The following is a 15,930-nucleotide window of genomic DNA, read 5'->3' as shown; positions in this document are numbered from 1 at the left end:
GATGGCCGGTTGAGAGTCAACAGAAACCGGACATTTCGACGGCAAAGGTTATCAAACAAAAAAGCCGCCCCCGGAACGGAGCGGCCTTTGTACCTAACCTTATCCGTTGATCAGCGGCGCGAACCGCGCGCCACGCGCTCGATTTCCTCGCGCACGAGACGTTCCACCAGCGTCGGAAGATTGTCTTCCAGCCAGTCCTGCAGCATCGGCCGCAGCATTTCCTGCGCCATGTCTTCAAGCGAACGGCGCTCCACGCCGTCAAAAACCTCGGCAAGTTCACCGAAGGAACGGGCAATCTGCTCGCCAGCGGCAGCGGAAATCAGGCTGTTGAGCGAGGAGATGCCCTCAGCCTGCGGCTCCTCCGGCTGCTGGATGGGCTCGATCTGAGCTTCAAACTGCGGTGCTTCCTCGATTTCCGGCAAAATCAGAGACGGCGCCTCAAAACGTTCTTCGACAACAGGCGTCTCGATAGCACCACGCAGGGCGACATTTTCGAAACGCGGTTCGGCGACTGTAATGTTTTCGATAGCGGCAGCGGCAGCGCGATCCTCGACCGCACCGAAGGTCGGCTGCTCGCGGCTTTCCTGCTGTGCGGCAACCATCAAAGGACGCACGTCGGTCGGACGCTGCGCGACCGGACGCTCGATCGGAGCGGGTGCAACCGGGCTTGCTGCCTGCGCCAGTTCTTCTGCACGGCGCTGCTGCGCCTGCGCGGCGAATGCCTGCGGTCCCATGGCCGCATTGCGATCGGCAGCAGCTCTGACGCGTGCGGCCACATCGGCAAGCGACATGGTCTTTTCGCCGGCACTCTCCTGCTGTTCGGACATAGAGGCAAAATCCTGTGCGGGGCGCTGGCCGTAAGCCTGGTTGGCCGCAGGTGGAACACGTGTCGGAAGGCTGGACGTATCGGCCGCGAAGGATGTTTCCGCAACCATTTCGTCTTCATCGTCATAGACCGGCGGCAACTGCCCCGAAAACGCGCCGGCAGGACCAGGCTCGTTACTTTCGATGATCCGGCGGATCGACGCCAGAATTTCTTCCATGGACGGTTCACGCGCTACGCTTGGCTGAGCCATTTCTATCCCCGAGTTCCACTTAAAGGCCATGCGGGGCGGCAAAATACACACGCGCCCCGAATCACCCCTAGTTTAGGCCAGCCGACTCAGGAACTAAATCGCCGATTGAGCGACTTTCGCAGCGGTACACAGCTTTGTTACGCCAACAAAAAAGCCGGAATGGAAGAACCATCCCGGCTTTCATGAAAAAAATGTGGTTTTCGTCAGAAAACGAAATCCTTGGCCTTGGCAAAGCCCGGAACCGGCTTGATCGACGCGTTGAACAGCGTGACCGAGGACGTGCCGTTGCCGTCACGGCGGTAAACGGTTGCCTTGGCAGCATTGCCGTAGCCGACGACGACGACCAGTCGTCCGCCGTCGCGAAGCTGACCGAGCAGTCCAGCCGGCACGTCTTCGACAGAGCCGTTGATGAAGATCAGATCGTAAGGAGCTTCGCCCGCATAACCCTTTTCAAGGTCCCCGGTCACAACGGCAACATTGTCGTAGCCAAGCGAAGCGAGAGTTTCGGTTGCTTCAGCAGCGAGCTGCTCGTCGCTTTCCAGCGAAACGACCGAACCTGCAAGCTGCGACAGGATAGCAGCCGCATAACCGGAACCGCCGCCGATCTCCAGAACCACGTCGTCCTTCGTCACGGCAGCAAGCTGAAGAAGCTTTGCAAGCGGCGAGGCCTTCATGACGTAACGCGCAGGACGACCGTCCTTTGCGGGACAGACCTGCAGATCCTCGTCCACATAGGCAATCTGCTTGACGCCAGCCGGCACGAAAGCTTCGCGCGGAACGTTCGCAAACGCCGTAAGCACGGAATGCGACGTCACGTCGGTCGTACGCAACTGGCTGTCGACCATCTTCGCGCGCGCGGTTTCGAAATCCATCATATCGTTATCGCCTCAATTTCACGGATGCAGGGCAAAAACGCCACGGCTCCAAAGCTCTCAAGCGGCACAGGGCTCCCCCTCGCCTTTCGATAATCTCATAATTGCCCGCGCCCGTGCTTTCAAGCACGCGATGAGGCCTAACGAGGAAAAAGAGCAGGAGGATTTTGGGAGAACAACAGAAAACGACCGCACCAACTGAAAGGCGCGCTGTCTATTCATCACTGTGTGGTTGAATTTTTTTGGAGGCCTCGCCCGGAATTGAACCGGGGTACAAGGATTTGCAGTCCTCTGCGTCACCACTCCGCCACGAGGCCTCACACGCTCTTCGTTTCGAGCGATGGCGGGCATTTAGAACGAATCCATTTTGGGTGCAAGGGGGTTAAAGTAGAATGCCAATTTTTTCCGTGAACATCTCAACGTCATTCACGGAACTCTTTGCATTTTGTGATGGAAGCCCACGACCCAATTTCTGGATAAGCAACGAAACGGCACCACAGGCTGCATCATAGAGACACGCCTGTGGTGCCATCGGTTAAACTCGGCCCAGGAGCACGAGTATCAGCACGATCACCAGAACCAGACCGAGGCCGCCCGAGGGGCCGTAGCCGTAATTGTGGTATCCCCAGCTCGGCAGAGCGCCGATGAGGAAAAGAATAAGAAGAATGACGAGGATTGTGCCGAGCATTTGGACCCTCCTGGAGTTGCATTTGTCCTGCGGATTCAAATGGTCGAGCGCGATAAAGGTTCCGCGGGGCAATGCTGATTCTGCAAGGTAATTTCTCGGCCTATATGTGGGATGCCTGCATGGTACATACTCAAATCAAGTCGCCCGTCCCCTGAAACTGGCGGGAGGCGAAGAGACCCGGTAACACTGGCAGTGCGCCGGGTCTCTTTTAATCCACCGGCCCTTTTTCGGGCCTCGCATCTGTCACACCGGCGTTTTGTATCGCTGTAAACGGCACCGGCCAGATCGCGTCTTGACCACCCCTTCTCCCGCGGATTGAAAAATCCGGACCGGAGAAAAAACGAGAATTCCATGTCCGGTTTCGCGAACCTCATTCCGCTCTTCATCTGCGCGCTGTTCATCTATGTCTTCTTCCGCTGGGTCGCAAAGGACATCCAGACTCCAAAAAAGAAATAGCCGTCCTGCGGCGTTATCCTCGTTGACAAACCAGTGCTCGCGCTGGACACCGGGCATCGGGAACCTGTTTGCCCGCACGGCGTTTTCCACGACGCACTTCGGAGGATATGATGAACAAGATCGCGCCTTATGCAGCAATCGTCCTGAGCCTTGGGCTGACAGGCTGCACCGTCGCAGCGCCTGCCTATGAAGTGGAACCGATTCCCGGCAGCATCATCTATAATGGGCAACCGCGCACCAAGTTGACGAAGTCGCCAATCGGCAGCACGTTCAGCCATGAGTTCCGGATCGACAGCAGCACGAAGGCGATCGAGACCTATCGCATCGCGCCGGATCGCTCGCTGCAACTCATCAATCGCCGCATCGTGCGCGACTGGCCGATGTTTGGACGCGACGACTAAAGGCTGCAGGGTTGCGTGCGACATCGTGAGGCGCGGAACGGGATTGCGCATCCCGGCCGCTTGGGTTAGAGCCCGACACAAGATTTTGACATGGATGAGCGATGAACACGCGCTGGCAAAAACCCGTCCTGATCGCGTTTGAAACGCCGGGCGAGTACACGACCATTGACACTACACAGGCAGCCTCCTGGGCGCTGATCGAGGACTGGCCCGTGGAAGACGGCGATGCGCTGGACAAAGCGCTGCTGGTCTGCGCCGCCGTCGATGCGGGTAAAAAGAAACCCGAAGATGCAAGAAAAGCCTTTGTCGCCGCAGCGATCGAAGCTGGACTGGACTTCAAGGCGTGACGCGCAGCGACTTTACGGCTCTATTGCACAGCGAAAACAGGATTTCCGACACATGAAAAAAGCCCTGTTCATTACCCTTCTCTCCTGCCTCGTCATCGGTATCGTCGGCCACCTCGTCGTCGCTTTCGTGATCTCCGGTTGACGACCTGAATAACGCTGTCGGTTCCTGACGGAAATTTTGCATTCCCGAACGGAACCACAACACGGATTTCTCGTTCATTCTCCACGCGATGCAAGGAGGAAGAGACATGCGAGACGGATTGAATGGTGTTCTGGAAATCTCATTGATTGGCGTGGTTATTGCGAGCTGCCTGATGATGGTCAGCCTGCCGATCTGACGGCTCCTCACCTCATCCGTTACCCAGTCTCGGACCGGTAAACCCGGTAGAAAAAATGCGGCCTTTCGGGCCGCATTTTCTTTTCTGGAAGGAGGCTAGGATCAGGCCGAAACCTTGGCGGCGATTTTCGCCACATGTGCACCCTGGAAACGGGCGCCTTCCAGTTCGATCTCGGAAGGCTGGCGCGAACCGTCACCATCGGTAATGGTCGACGCACCATAAGGCGAACCACCCTTGATTTCGTCAACGCCCATCTGTCCCTGAAATGCATAGGGAAGACCGGCAACGACCATGCCATGATGCAGGAAGGTAGGCAGGAAACCGAGAATGGTGGATTCCTGGCCGCCATGCTGGGTGGCAGACGACGTGAAAGCCGAGCCGACCTTGCCGACCAGCTTGCCGGTGAACCACAGGCCACCGGTCTGATCCCAGAAATTGCGCATCTGCGACGCGACCGTGCCAAAGCGCGTGCCGGCGCCAACGATGATTGCGTCATATTCTGCCAGTTCGTCCACGGTCGCCACAGGAGCAGCCTGGTCCAGCTTGAAATGCGAAGACTTGGCGACGTCTTCCGGAACCAGTTCCGGAACCCGCTTGACGACGGCTTCCGCACCGGTCGATTTCACGCCTTCCGCCACGGCATAAGCCATTTTTTCGATATGGCCGTAGGACGAATAGTAGAGCACCAGAACCTTGGTCATTCTCTTTGTTTCCTTTGCTGTGAGGGTTTCCGGCGTGCCGGCCAGGAACCGTTTCAAAAACTCGATAATCATAAGCGAATATCCCTGAAAGCAAGCTGCGATCTCTCAAGGGAGCGCACGGCACTTCCAATCCTTGTTCGCCGCCTGCCGTTATCGCAAAACCGTGCAACAGTTTTGCACGTCTTGCCTGGAAAGCATGGAACGGAAGGTAGCCAAGAGCCCGGCCCTCGACCAGCCAGACTTCGACAAACGCACTGTTCACGATGATTGAACGAGAAACGCCAGCGTCAATCAATCCTATCCATAAGTTCAGCCAAAAGCGCTTTGCATTCCGACGGCAGAGCGCTAACGTCGGGCGAAACAGATGACGAGTACAACCATGTCCAGCCCCTCCTCCACCCAATCCGTCGTAACCGCAGCCATGCTCGCAATCGGCGACGAACTTCTCTCGGGACGCACCAAGGACAAGAACATCGGTCATCTCGCCGATGTGCTGACCATGTCCGGTATCGACCTCAAGGAAGTTCGTATCGTCGCCGATGAAGAAGCCTCGATCGTCGAGGCGCTCAATGCGCTGCGCGCACGTTACGACTATGTTTTTACCTCGGGTGGCATTGGGCCGACCCATGACGATATCACTGCCGATGCCGTCTCCGCAGCCTTTGGCCTGCCATGCGAACACGATGCGGAAGCGCTGCGCATCCTGGGTGACATGTACCGCGTTCGCGAGATGGAATTTACCGAGGCGCGCAAGCGCATGGCCCGCATGCCCAAAGGTGCGGCCCATATCGCCAATCCGGTCTCCGTTGCGCCCGGTTTCGTCATCGGCAACGTCTATGTGATGGCGGGTGTGCCGCAGGTATTTCAGGCCATGCTCGACAACGTGATGCCGACATTGCGCACGGGATCGAAGGTCATGTCGCAGGCGGTGCGCTCCCCCTATGGCGAGGGCGATATCGGCACGCCGCTGACTGCGATCCAGAAAGCACACCCCGAAACCAGCATCGGCTCCTACCCGAAATATGACGGCCAGCGTTTCTCGACGGAGATCGTCGTGCGTGCCCGCGACCCCCAGGTTCTGAAGGCAGCGGCGGATGCCGTTTCGGAAATGATCGAAGCCATCGGTCGCGAGAAAAGGCTCGCTGCCAGCAAGGGCGATGCAACCGCCTGAACAGCAAAACGGTTTGACCAATATCAAGGTGATGTCCGCAAAACCGGACCACGCTTCACCATCGAAAATGCCGATATCATGTCGGCCAACGAGGAGAATAGCATGGGTTACAAGACAATACTTGCCGTTGTCGACAATGTTGCGAACACGCAAAAGCTCGACGATTTCGTCGTCAGCCTTGCCAACCAGTTTTCTGCCCATGTGATCGGCTTGCACATGGAAACCCTTGCTGCGGTTCCACTCGTGGCGCCAATGGAAATTCCAGATCCTGCAACCGTGCAGGCCATTCAGGATGTGGCGCACAAGGAAACGACGGAGATCGGTTCGATTTTCGAACGCACGCTTTCGGCGAATGGCATTTCGCATGAGTGGCGCAGCTTCGTGACCTCGGTGGGTTACGCCTCCGCCGCAGCAATCGACAGCGCGCGGTGCGCCGACCTGGTCGTTGCACGCCAGAGCAGCACCTCGGCACTGTCCGACAGCCGCTCGGATATCGACAGTTTTCTTTATGAAAGCGGCCGCCCCGTTCTTCTCGTTCCGCATGTCCTGACCGAACCGAAGCCGATCCGCAAAGTGCTGATTGCCTGGAACGGATCACGCGAAGCAACGCGCGCAACCTTCGACGCCCTGCCGTTCCTGAAAGAAGCGGAAAGTGTCGAAATCTTCTCCGTCGATCCGGTTGAAAGCGAAACGCAATCTTCCACCATGGCCGGGGCGGAACTTGCCGCGACCCTTGCGCGCCATGGTGTCAACGTCACCGTCACCTCGCAGGAAAAGATCGCCGGCATCTCGCCGCAGGCGGCAATCGAGAACCGCCTGTCCGACAACAGCATCGATCTGCTCGTGATGGGCGCTTACGGCCACTCGCGCTGGTGGGAAATGCTGTTTGGCGGCGTGACGCGCACGCTGCTCGATTCCATGACGGCGATGACGCTGCTGTCGCGCTGATCGTCGCCGCGCATCTCGTCAGGCAACAGTCAGACGCCCCGTCACTCTCAGCCGGGGCGTCCTTTCTTTCCGGTTTTGGATCGTCCACAGCCCCAAACATTGCAGAACTGCCGTGAAATGGTGGCCGCAGCAGCGCAAAGCTTGCCTTTTTGCTGGACTTGCGGCTATTAGCCCAACCCATCACCAATTTGACCGGACGGTAAACGATGTCCCTGCCCGATAAAGCCTTTCCCGTTTCCTGGGATCAGTTCCACCGCGACGCCCGTGCACTCGCCTGGCGTCTTGCCGGCCTCGACCGCGAGTTCAAGGCCATTGTCTGTATTACCCGCGGCGGCCTCGTACCGGCTGCCATCATTTCCCGCGAGCTGAACATTCGTCTGATCGACACCGTCTGCATCGCCACACGTCACGATTATGTGAACCAGGGCGAGACGGTATTGCTGAAGGGCATTGCTCCGGAACTTGCGGCCGATGGCGGTGAAGGCGTTCTGGTTGTGGACGACCTGACGGACACCGGCAAAACTGCCGTTGAAGTGCGCGAAATGCTGCCGAAGGCACACTTTGCCTGCGTCTACGCAAAGCCGAAGGGCGTGCCGACCATCGACACCTTCGTGACCGAAGTGAGCCAGGACACCTGGATCTACTTCCCCTGGGATATGGGCTTCACCTACCAGGAGCCGATCGCCAAGGGTTCGCGCGGCTGAGCACACGCAAGCAAAAACCGCCTGTTACGGGCGGTTTTTTTTGGGGAAAAGGTTCTTTTCCAATCCGGCAAAAAAGGCCGAAAAAATGATTGCGTCACGAATATGTCGCACCCCAAAAGCCGCAAAATCAGCATTCCGCTAGGAAAGCCAGCCTCGCGCAAGCTTCAAATTTATGCGCCAAGTCACTGATTTTTCTAAGAGCTTTTCCTTTCCCCGTTTTCCACAGGCCCTACACACAATATCTTGTGGTTAAAAAACCCTTTCAATCTATGGCTTGACGAATCTGTGCTGTGTGGGGAAAGTGGCAGTCATGTTGCGGCGGCAACGGAATCGGGTGTCCTGATCATCGGTTCTTTCCAGTTTCAGTTGATGCGTTTGCCTGCGTTTCGGCCATGAGGGGTGGAACGTCGAGCTGTTTTCGCGCGCTGATTTTGTCGCCAAAAACATGATACGGGGACTGGCGCTGACAAGCTGTGGATACTATATTTAGTAGCTGAATTCGCTTGCAGCCAAATTCGCCACGAGATACAGGGATGACATCTACGGATGAACATCCCATTCATATCGGCAACAACCGGCTGCACGCAGACTGCGCGTCGCTGGAACGAACTTTTGCGCCCTTTTGCGGGCGCCCAATGGACGAGGACAGGAACCAATGCGCATTGAACGTCGCTTCACGAAGCCCGGCCAGTCGCCTTACGCGGAGATCGATTTCCGCAAGGCCGTCAGTGAAATCAAGAACCCGGATGGTTCCATCGTGTTCCGTCTGGCGGATATCGACGTTCCCGCGCAGTTCAGCCAGGTTGCGACCGACGTTCTCGCGCAGAAATACTTCCGCAAGGCGGGCGTTCCGAAGATCCTGAAAAAGGTTGAAGAGAACGACGTTCCATCCTTCCTGTGGCGTTCGGTTGCCGACGAAAAGGCCATGAAGGATCTTCCGGAAGGTGAGCGTTACGGCTCTGAAACCGACGCTCGTCAGGTTTTTGACCGTCTTGCCGGCACCTGGACCTATTGGGGCTGGAAGGGCAAATATTTCTCGTCCGAAGAAGATGCCCTCGCCTTCCGTGATGAGCTTGCCTACATGCTGGCCACCCAGCGCGTTGCGCCGAACTCTCCGCAATGGTTCAACACCGGCCTACACTGGGCCTATGGCATCGACGGTCCTGGCCAGGGCCATTTCTATGTCGACCCCTTCACCGGCAAGCTGACCAAGTCCAAGTCCGCTTACGAACATCCCCAGCCGCATGCCTGCTTCATCCAGTCCGTCGAGGACGATCTGGTCAACGAAGGCGGCATCATGGACCTGTGGGTGCGTGAAGCGCGCCTGTTCAAGTACGGTTCCGGCACCGGCTCCAACTTCTCCTACCTGCGTGGCGAAGGCGAAAAGCTTTCGGGCGGCGGCAAGTCCTCCGGCCTGATGAGCTTCCTCAAGATCGGCGACCGCGCCGCTGGCGCCATCAAGTCTGGCGGCACGACCCGCCGCGCCGCAAAGATGGTTGTTGTCGACGCCGACCACCCGGATATCGAAGCCTACATCGACTGGAAGGTGAACGAAGAGCAGAAGGTTGCGGCTCTCGTGACCGGCTCCAAGATCGTCGCCCGTCACCTGAAGGCGATCATGAAGGCCTGCGTCAATTGCGAAGCCGACAATGGCGATTGCTTTGACCCGACCAAGAACCCTGCCCTGAAGCGCGAAATCCGCGCCGCCAAGAAGGACCAGGTTCCGGAAAACTACATCAAGCGCGTCATCCAGTTCGCCGAACAGGGTTACAAGGACATCCAGTTCAAGACCTATGACACTGACTGGGATTCCGAAGCCTACCTCACGGTATCCGGCCAGAACTCCAACAACTCCGTGTCACTGAAGGATGACTTCCTGCGCGCGGTCGAAAACGACGGCGACTGGAACCTGACGGCACGCCGCGACGGCAAGGTCATGAAGACCCTGAAGGCGCGCGACCTGTGGGAAAAGATTTCGCATGCCGCATGGGCATCGGCAGATCCCGGCCTGCATTTCAACACGACCATGAACGACTGGCACACCAGCCCGGCTGCCGGCCCGATCCGTGCATCCAACCCGTGCTCGGAATACATGTTCCTCGACGATACGGCCTGCAACCTTGCTTCGCTGAACCTCATTCAGTTCAAGGATGCCGCGACCAAGAACATCAACATTGCCGATTACGAACATGCGGTTCGTCTGTGGACGATCGTTCTCGAAGTTTCGGTCATGATGGCGCAGTTCCCGTCCCGCCAGATTGCCGAACTCTCCTACGAATACCGCACACTCGGCCTCGGCTACGCCAACATCGGCGGCCTGCTGATGTCGTCGGGCATTCCTTATGACAGCAACGAGGGCCGCGCGATTGCCGGTGCTCTGACCGCGATCATGACCGGCGTTTCCTATGCGACCTCGGCTGAAATGGCGGGTGAGCTTGGTCCGTTCCCGGGCTTTGCACCGAACCGCGACAACATGCTGCGCGTCATCCGTAACCACCGCCGTGCAGCGCAGGGCCTGGCTTACGGTTATGAAGGCCTGTCGGTGAACCCGGTTGCGCTGATCCACGCTGATTGCCCGGACCAAGACCTCATCACCCATGCAACCGCTGCCTGGGACAACGCCCTCGAGCTTGGCGAACAGCACGGCTACCGCAACGCCCAGACCACCGTTATCGCGCCGACCGGCACGATCGGCCTCGTCATGGATTGCGACACGACCGGCATCGAGCCTGATTTCGCGCTGGTAAAGTTCAAGAAGCTCGCCGGTGGCGGTTACTTCAAGATCATCAACCGCGCTGTTCCCGATGCACTGCGTTCGCTTGGCTACTCCGAAAGCCAGATCGCCGAGATCGAGGCTTACGCAGTTGGCCACGGTAACCTGAACCAGGCTCCGGGCGTCAACCCCGGTACGCTGAAGGCAAAGGGCTTCACCGACGAGAAGATCGAAGCTGTCAACGCTGCTCTCAAGAGCGCCTTCGACATCAAGTTCGTCTTCAACCAGTGGACGCTTGGCGCAGACTTCCTCAAGGACACGCTGAAGGTTTCCGACGAGCAACTGTCCGACATGACCTTCAACCTGCTGGACCATCTCGGTTTCGGCAAGAAGGACATTGAAGCGGCCAACGTGCACGTTTGCGGCGCGATGACGCTGGAAGGCGCACCGTTCCTGAAGAACGAGCATCTGCCTGTTTTCGATTGCGCCAACCCCTGCGGCAAGATCGGCAAGCGTTATCTCTCGGTGGAATCCCACATCCGCATGATGGCTGCTGCCCAGCCGTTCATCTCGGGTGCGATCTCCAAGACGATCAACATGCCGAACGACGCAACCGTTGAAGATTGCGGCGCAGCCTACATGCTGTCCTGGAAGCTGGCGCTGAAGGCCAACGCCCTTTACCGCGATGGTTCCAAGCTCTCGCAGCCGCTCAATGCCTCGCTGGTTGAAGATGAAGAGGACGAGGATGCACTGGAAGAGCTGATCGCTCAGCCACAGGCAGCCCAGGCCGTGACCATCACGGAAAAGATCATCGAGCGTGTTGTCGAGCGTGTGACCCGTGAGCGTGAAAAGCTGCCGAACCGCCGCCAGGGTTACACCCAGAAGGCTGCTGTCGGTGGACACAAGGTCTACCTGCGCACCGGTGAATTCGGTGATGGCCGTCTCGGCGAAATCTTCATCGACATGCATAAGGAAGGCGCTGCTTTCCGTGCGATGATGAACAACTTCGCCATCGCCATCTCGCTTGGCCTGCAATACGGCGTGCCGCTGGAAGAATATGTGGAGGCCTTCACCTTCACCAAGTTCGAACCGGCTGGCATGGTCATCGGCAACGACGCAATCAAGAACGCCACGTCGATCCTCGACTACGTGTTCCGTGAACTCGCCGTTTCCTACCTCGGCCGTCACGACCTCGCACATGTCGATACGTCGGACTTCTCGAACACGGCACTCGGCAAGGGCATCCAGGAAGGCAAGACCAACCTCGTTTCCACCGGCTGGACCCGTGGTTACAAGCCGACGCTGGTTTCCAGCAACGGCAGCGAGCGTTCGTCTTCCGAGCCGAAAGGTTCCGCAACCGCAGCACCTGCCCGCGCTTCGGCCAGCGTAACCTCGATTTCCGGCAATGCAGCCCGCAAGCTGGAACCGGTCATCGCAGCCTCGGCTTCCGAAATCGTCGCCTTCAAGCGCGACTACGAGGAACGCGCCAAGGAACTGGCGGAAGAGATTGCCGAAGAAGCTTTGGCAACCGAGACCGAACAGGCAGCAACAGCCCTCTTCTCCGACAAGGCAGCAGCCGACGCCGCATCTGCCAAGACGGAAGCCAAGAAGGTCGAAAACGAACGCCGGATGCGCTCCATCGCACAGGGCTACACGGGCAACATGTGCTCCGAGTGCCAGAACTTCACCATGGTGCGCAACGGCACCTGCGAGAAGTGCGACACATGCGGCGCGACGAGCGGTTGCTCTTGAGAAATACAGGGATAAGTGGTGAAGCCACTTTGTCTGTCGCATCCAACCAAACGTGAGCGACCGCTCAACTAGACTGGATTTTCCATCATAGTCGAGCGGCTCCTCTCGGGCCAGTCGACCCGGCGATCGTTTCCCGGCACCAACAGGTGCTCGGAAAGTGCAGGAAGGAACAAGTAGCGCGTCCATTGAAACAGTCTCCCGGAAGCGTATGGCTGGGTTCTCCACCTAAAGCGCCTCTCAGACTGGGACAGGATTACTTTCAGGCGGACCAGTCCGCCTGAAAGTAGTCAGAGGAACAAAACACGAAACAAGCGCGCGGGTTGGAATCACTTAGAAATTCCCGCGTACGAGCGAGGTCGAAGTCATGAACGTGCATGTCAATACGATCGAAGCACTCCTGGAAGCGATGATCGCCGAACTCGAAATCCCCGAGCATCGGTACGAGCAAGCAGATCGCAGCTTCAAGTCGTTCGGCGACTGGCTCCATCGCGAAGAGAGTTCGGTTCGGCACCTCGATCCGCAGGTTTACTGCCAGGGTTCCTTCCGGCTTGGGACCGCTATCCGGCCGCTCACGGAAGACGAAGAATACGACGTTGACTCGGTGTGCGAACTCCGCCTACTCACCAAGGATCACTTGTCGCAGTTCGATCTGAAGCAACTGCTCGGCGCAGAGGTCAAGCTGTACCACGACGCTCAGAACATGACGAAGCCGGTGCGCGAAGGAAACCGTTGCTGGATTCTCGACTATGCCGACGGCGCCCAATTCCACATGGACATCGTCCCTGCCCTACCGAATGCGGCAGAGCAGAAGCGTCTGCTCACCGCGGTCATGCACGATGCCCGCTGGTCAGAAACGGCCATCGCAATCACAGACAGACGTCTGCCGAACTATAGAGAGAGAACGGCGTTTTGGCCGCGTTCGAACCCGAAAGGCTATTCTCACTGGTTTGCCTCCCGTCAGGCGGAAATCCTGGTCCGCCGCAAGCGCGCGAAGGTCGAAGCTCTCAATCGGCAAGGCTTCCGCGCAAGCGTGGAGGACATGCCCGATTTCAAGGTGAAGACGCCCCTGCAGTCGGCGATCATGATCCTCAAGCGGCATCGAGACAACATGTTCGTGAGAGAGCCAGACGTTCGGCCGATCTCGGTGATCATCACCACGTTGGCTGCACACGCCTATGAGGGACAGGAGACCATTTCGGGCGCGCTGTTCGCGATCCTGCAGCGGATGGATCAGTTCATCCAGCACGCCGGCCAGAAGTACGTCATCGCGAACCCAACCGACCCCTACGAGAATTTTGCGGACAAATGGCAGGCGGAACCGGCGAAGGCCGATGCATTTTTCAGATGGCTTCGCACCGCCCGTGCCGATTTCCAAGCGGCTGCTCAGGCTGTGTCCGTCCAGGAAATGGCGGACGCCCTGACTCCGAGGATGGGCTATAGGCTTGCCACGAAGGCCGCAGACCGCCTTACGGGTGGCAACCGCCTTCTTCGCGCGGCAAGCGGGGCTTCGGCTGGCGCTGCGAGTGCTGCTTCGGCGCCGAGTTTCGCTAACGCAGCGCGGCAGCCTACCAAGCCACAGGGTTACGCATGATCTGGTGGCTGGCCGACGAAGAAAGGGCGCGCGCCGAGAAGTCGGCGCTCGTCGCGCTCCAGGAGGAGCACGATTGGCTGACGAGCGTGCGCATACGGTTCCTCGACAACCTCCAGCTATGCATAGATGTCGACGTAATGCACGGCGGCGAGAAATTCGCCCTTGCCGTTATCTATCCCACGACCTTTCCGGACACTCCCCCGATCGTCATGCCGTATGGCGAGCGGCGGCTCTCGGAGCACCAGTACGGTGCAGGCGGAGAGCTTTGCCTTCAGTGGCGGCCCGACAACTGGGACACCACCGTCACGGGTGCGATGATGGTCGAGAGTGCCTACGGCCTCATCTCGACCGAACGTCCGCCAGACGGAAGGACCGGCGCAGTGCCCTCGGACCATCTGACGTCGCTCGCTGCGGAGCTGCGGTTCGAGACGTGGCGGCTCATGATTCCTGAAGGCGCTTGGGATTCGCTCGACGGGCACCTCCCGGAAATCGTGGTGGAGGTATCTTTGGCGATGACCGCGCGCAATCTCAATCGCGTGGCGCACCTAACGGCGATCGGCGGGCATGGGAGCGAGCTTTGGACGTCGGCGCAGCCCTTTCCAAAAACGGCGTTGCGGACTGGATTTCTCCTGCGAACCCAGCAGGACTTCAGCGTGCTCGCTGAGCATCGCGGCGGAGAATTCCCGGACATCGCGGAACGGGTTCCCGAACTGGCACCATTGCTTGGCAAGCAAGAGCTTCCCTTCCTTATCGTCATGGAAAAGAGCGGACGTAGGACCGCCTTCGACGTCCAGTGGAGCAGGAACGTTCTTCCGCTTCTTATCCCCTATCGAATAGTAGAGGAGGGCGAGCTGGCGAAACGGTCTGCCTCGAACAGGTATGCGCTGTCGAAGGCGCGTGTGGCTCTCGTCGGGTGCGGCTCTATCGGTTCCAAGATAGCGGTGTCACTTGCACGGTCCGGTGTCTCGAAGTTCCTCCTCATCGACGAGGATGTTTTCCTCACAGGCAATCTCGTTCGCAACGATCTGGATGCGCGCGCCATCGGCTGGCACAAGGTCGACGCACTCTCCGACAGGATCACGCAGATCGTTGGGAGCGCCGACGTCGTCACACGGAAGGTTGCGCTCGGCGGCCAGACGTCGGCGGTGACGATGGATTCCATTCTCGAGATGATGGGAGAATACGACCTCATCATTGACGCGACGGCGAATTCGACGTCGTTCAATCTTTGTGCCGGCGTATCGAAGCGCAATCGAATACCGATGGTTTGGGCCGAAATCTTCGGCGGCGGCATCGGGGGAATCGTGGCGAGGGTCCGGCCCGAAGCCGAGCCGCCACCCCTCGAATCCAGGAACCAGATCACGACCTGGTGCGAGGACCACGAGAAGCCTTGGGAGACTAGGCCACGAGGGCGCTACGAGGCCGGTCCTGACGAGGGCGAGCCGTTCGTAGCCGACGATGCCGACGTGACTGTCATCGCCGCCCATGCAACGCGCTTTGCGATCGATATTCTTGAAGGCGGGCAGGCCTTCCCGTTCTCCGCCTATGCGATCGGACTGAAGAAGGCATGGATCTTCGACGCACCTTTCGATACCTGGCCGATCGAGCTGCGCGCCTCGGTGCCCTGGGATTCTTCGGCAGAAGCGGCGTCCAGCGACGTGATCGTTGATCTGATGGCCGAACTTACGGACGAGAACGCCTCGTGACGGTTCAGTTGGTGCTGCCCCGACAGGTCCGCGAAAAGATGATGAGCGTCCTCGCTCGAGCCGGCGAACGGGAGATTGGGGGCGTCTTGATGGCTCGGCAGATCGTGGCCGGCACCTTCGAGATCGTGGATTTCTCGATAGATGAAATCTCTGGAGAGCGGGCTCATTTCGTTCGCGATCACGTCTACCACAACAAGTTCCTCGATGCGTTTTTCGAGAAGACTGGACGAGACTACGAGAATTTCAACTACGTGGGCGAATGGCACTCGCACCCCCGTCTCCCAATCCTTCCGAGCGTCACAGATCTCGAATCCATGGAAGAGCTCGTCAACGGAGAGCGCGACATTCCTTTCGCTGTCCTTCTCGTCGTTCGCTCCGACACGCCGTCCGAGTTTATTGCGACATCCACCTTCCACCAACGCGGAGCCCCCCCGGAGCCAGCCCACATCAGAGCGGAGATTTGACC

The 15,930-nt window shown here is 58.5% G+C and carries 13 protein-coding genes and 1 tRNA gene; 9 read left to right on the top strand and 5 right to left on the bottom strand.

Annotated elements, in window-relative coordinates:
• Positions 1–110: 110 nt before the first annotated feature.
• The 4 genes from ACIQT8_RS01540 to ACIQT8_RS01525 all read right to left on the bottom strand — a co-directional run bounded on the left by ACIQT8_RS01540 (position 111) and on the right by ACIQT8_RS01525 (position 2,636).
• Positions 111–1,076 carry a PopZ family protein gene (locus ACIQT8_RS01540; protein ID WP_400962684.1) on the bottom strand — a complete coding sequence of 322 codons (966 nt, stop codon included), beginning with the start codon at positions 1,074–1,076 and terminating at the stop codon, positions 111–113.
• A 203-nt stretch (positions 1,077–1,279) separates the two neighbouring features.
• On the bottom strand, positions 1,280–1,951 hold the full coding sequence (locus tag ACIQT8_RS01535; RefSeq protein ID WP_138793208.1) for a protein-L-isoaspartate O-methyltransferase: 672 nt from the start codon (positions 1,949–1,951) through the stop codon (positions 1,280–1,282).
• 240 nt (positions 1,952–2,191) lie between these two features.
• Positions 2,192–2,265: transfer RNA gene (locus tag ACIQT8_RS01530), tRNA-Cys, on the bottom strand.
• Between the two features lie 218 nt (positions 2,266–2,483).
• Positions 2,484–2,636, bottom strand: coding sequence for a DUF3309 family protein (locus ACIQT8_RS01525; RefSeq protein WP_138793209.1), 153 nt, complete (start codon positions 2,634–2,636; stop codon positions 2,484–2,486).
• Between the two features lie 566 nt (positions 2,637–3,202).
• Between ACIQT8_RS01525 and ACIQT8_RS01520 the strand changes: the two genes are divergently transcribed.
• On the top strand, positions 3,203–3,493 hold the full coding sequence (locus tag ACIQT8_RS01520; RefSeq protein WP_262522616.1) for a hypothetical protein: 291 nt from the start codon (positions 3,203–3,205) through the stop codon (positions 3,491–3,493).
• Positions 3,494–3,594: 101 nt separating this feature from the next.
• Positions 3,595–3,840, top strand: coding sequence for a DUF982 domain-containing protein (locus ACIQT8_RS01515; protein ID WP_138793211.1), 246 nt, complete (start codon positions 3,595–3,597; stop codon positions 3,838–3,840).
• 439 nt (positions 3,841–4,279) lie between these two features.
• Here the strand turns inward: ACIQT8_RS01515 and wrbA are convergent, their stop codons facing one another.
• On the bottom strand, positions 4,280–4,879 hold the full coding sequence (wrbA, locus tag ACIQT8_RS01510) for an NAD(P)H:quinone oxidoreductase type IV (RefSeq protein ID WP_400964333.1): 600 nt from the start codon (positions 4,877–4,879) through the stop codon (positions 4,280–4,282).
• A 379-nt stretch (positions 4,880–5,258) separates the two neighbouring features.
• On the opposite strand from wrbA, the gene ACIQT8_RS01505 reads away from it, so the two are divergent.
• From ACIQT8_RS01505 to ACIQT8_RS01475, 7 genes are all read left to right on the top strand, one after another.
• Positions 5,259–6,050, top strand: coding sequence for a competence/damage-inducible protein A (locus ACIQT8_RS01505; RefSeq protein WP_138793232.1), 792 nt, complete (start codon positions 5,259–5,261; stop codon positions 6,048–6,050).
• 102 nt (positions 6,051–6,152) lie between these two features.
• Positions 6,153–6,998, top strand: a complete 846-nt coding sequence (locus tag ACIQT8_RS01500; protein ID WP_400962679.1) for a universal stress protein — start codon at positions 6,153–6,155, stop codon at positions 6,996–6,998.
• 206 nt (positions 6,999–7,204) lie between these two features.
• The gene (gene gpt, locus ACIQT8_RS01495) at positions 7,205–7,702 is read left to right on the top strand and encodes a xanthine phosphoribosyltransferase (RefSeq protein WP_400962676.1); all 498 of its coding nucleotides are present in this window, start codon (positions 7,205–7,207) and stop codon (positions 7,700–7,702) included.
• Positions 7,703–8,357: 655 nt separating this feature from the next.
• Positions 8,358–12,167 carry a vitamin B12-dependent ribonucleotide reductase gene (locus tag ACIQT8_RS01490; RefSeq protein ID WP_400962673.1) on the top strand — a complete coding sequence of 1,270 codons (3,810 nt, stop codon included), beginning with the start codon at positions 8,358–8,360 and terminating at the stop codon, positions 12,165–12,167.
• A gap of 364 nt (positions 12,168–12,531) precedes the next feature.
• Positions 12,532–13,758: a nucleotidyltransferase gene (locus tag ACIQT8_RS01485; RefSeq protein WP_400962670.1), complete on the top strand. Its 1,227-nt coding sequence runs from the start codon at positions 12,532–12,534 to the stop codon at positions 13,756–13,758.
• Complete coding sequence (locus tag ACIQT8_RS01480; RefSeq protein ID WP_400962667.1) at positions 13,755–15,464, top strand: ThiF family adenylyltransferase; 1,710 nt, start codon at positions 13,755–13,757, stop codon at positions 15,462–15,464. Before ACIQT8_RS01485 ends, ACIQT8_RS01480 begins: the two co-directional genes overlap by 4 nt.
• Entirely contained in the window at positions 15,461–15,928 is a 468-nt protein-coding gene (locus ACIQT8_RS01475) for a Mov34/MPN/PAD-1 family protein (protein ID WP_400962664.1), read from the top strand. The genes ACIQT8_RS01480 and ACIQT8_RS01475 overlap by 4 nt, the downstream gene beginning before the upstream one ends.
• Positions 15,929–15,930 lie beyond the last annotated feature (2 nt).

The organism is Agrobacterium sp. NPDC090273, assembly GCF_044772305.1.
Lineage (GTDB): Bacteria > Pseudomonadota > Alphaproteobacteria > Rhizobiales > Rhizobiaceae > Agrobacterium.
This window is presented reverse-complemented; position numbering and strand designations above follow the sequence as displayed.

Bases quoted from the DNA above. Each gene is read 5' to 3' on its own strand.
- ACIQT8_RS01540 (WP_400962684.1), bottom strand. From the start codon at position 1,076: ATGGCTCAGCCAAGCGTAGCGCGTGAACCGTCCATGGAAGAAATTCTG.
- ACIQT8_RS01535 (WP_138793208.1), bottom strand. From the start codon at position 1,951: ATGATGGATTTCGAAACCGCGCGCGCGAAGATGGTCGACAGCCAGTTG.
- ACIQT8_RS01525 (WP_138793209.1), bottom strand. From the start codon at position 2,636: ATGCTCGGCACAATCCTCGTCATTCTTCTTATTCTTTTCCTCATCGGC.
- ACIQT8_RS01520 (WP_262522616.1), top strand. From the start codon at position 3,203: ATGAACAAGATCGCGCCTTATGCAGCAATCGTCCTGAGCCTTGGGCTG.
- ACIQT8_RS01515 (WP_138793211.1), top strand. From the start codon at position 3,595: ATGAACACGCGCTGGCAAAAACCCGTCCTGATCGCGTTTGAAACGCCG.
- wrbA (WP_400964333.1), bottom strand. From the start codon at position 4,879: ATGACCAAGGTTCTGGTGCTCTACTATTCGTCCTACGGCCATATCGAA.
- ACIQT8_RS01505 (WP_138793232.1), top strand. From the start codon at position 5,259: ATGTCCAGCCCCTCCTCCACCCAATCCGTCGTAACCGCAGCCATGCTC.
- ACIQT8_RS01500 (WP_400962679.1), top strand. From the start codon at position 6,153: ATGGGTTACAAGACAATACTTGCCGTTGTCGACAATGTTGCGAACACG.
- gpt (WP_400962676.1), top strand. From the start codon at position 7,205: ATGTCCCTGCCCGATAAAGCCTTTCCCGTTTCCTGGGATCAGTTCCAC.
- ACIQT8_RS01490 (WP_400962673.1), top strand. From the start codon at position 8,358: ATGCGCATTGAACGTCGCTTCACGAAGCCCGGCCAGTCGCCTTACGCG.
- ACIQT8_RS01485 (WP_400962670.1), top strand. From the start codon at position 12,532: ATGAACGTGCATGTCAATACGATCGAAGCACTCCTGGAAGCGATGATC.
- ACIQT8_RS01480 (WP_400962667.1), top strand. From the start codon at position 13,755: ATGATCTGGTGGCTGGCCGACGAAGAAAGGGCGCGCGCCGAGAAGTCG.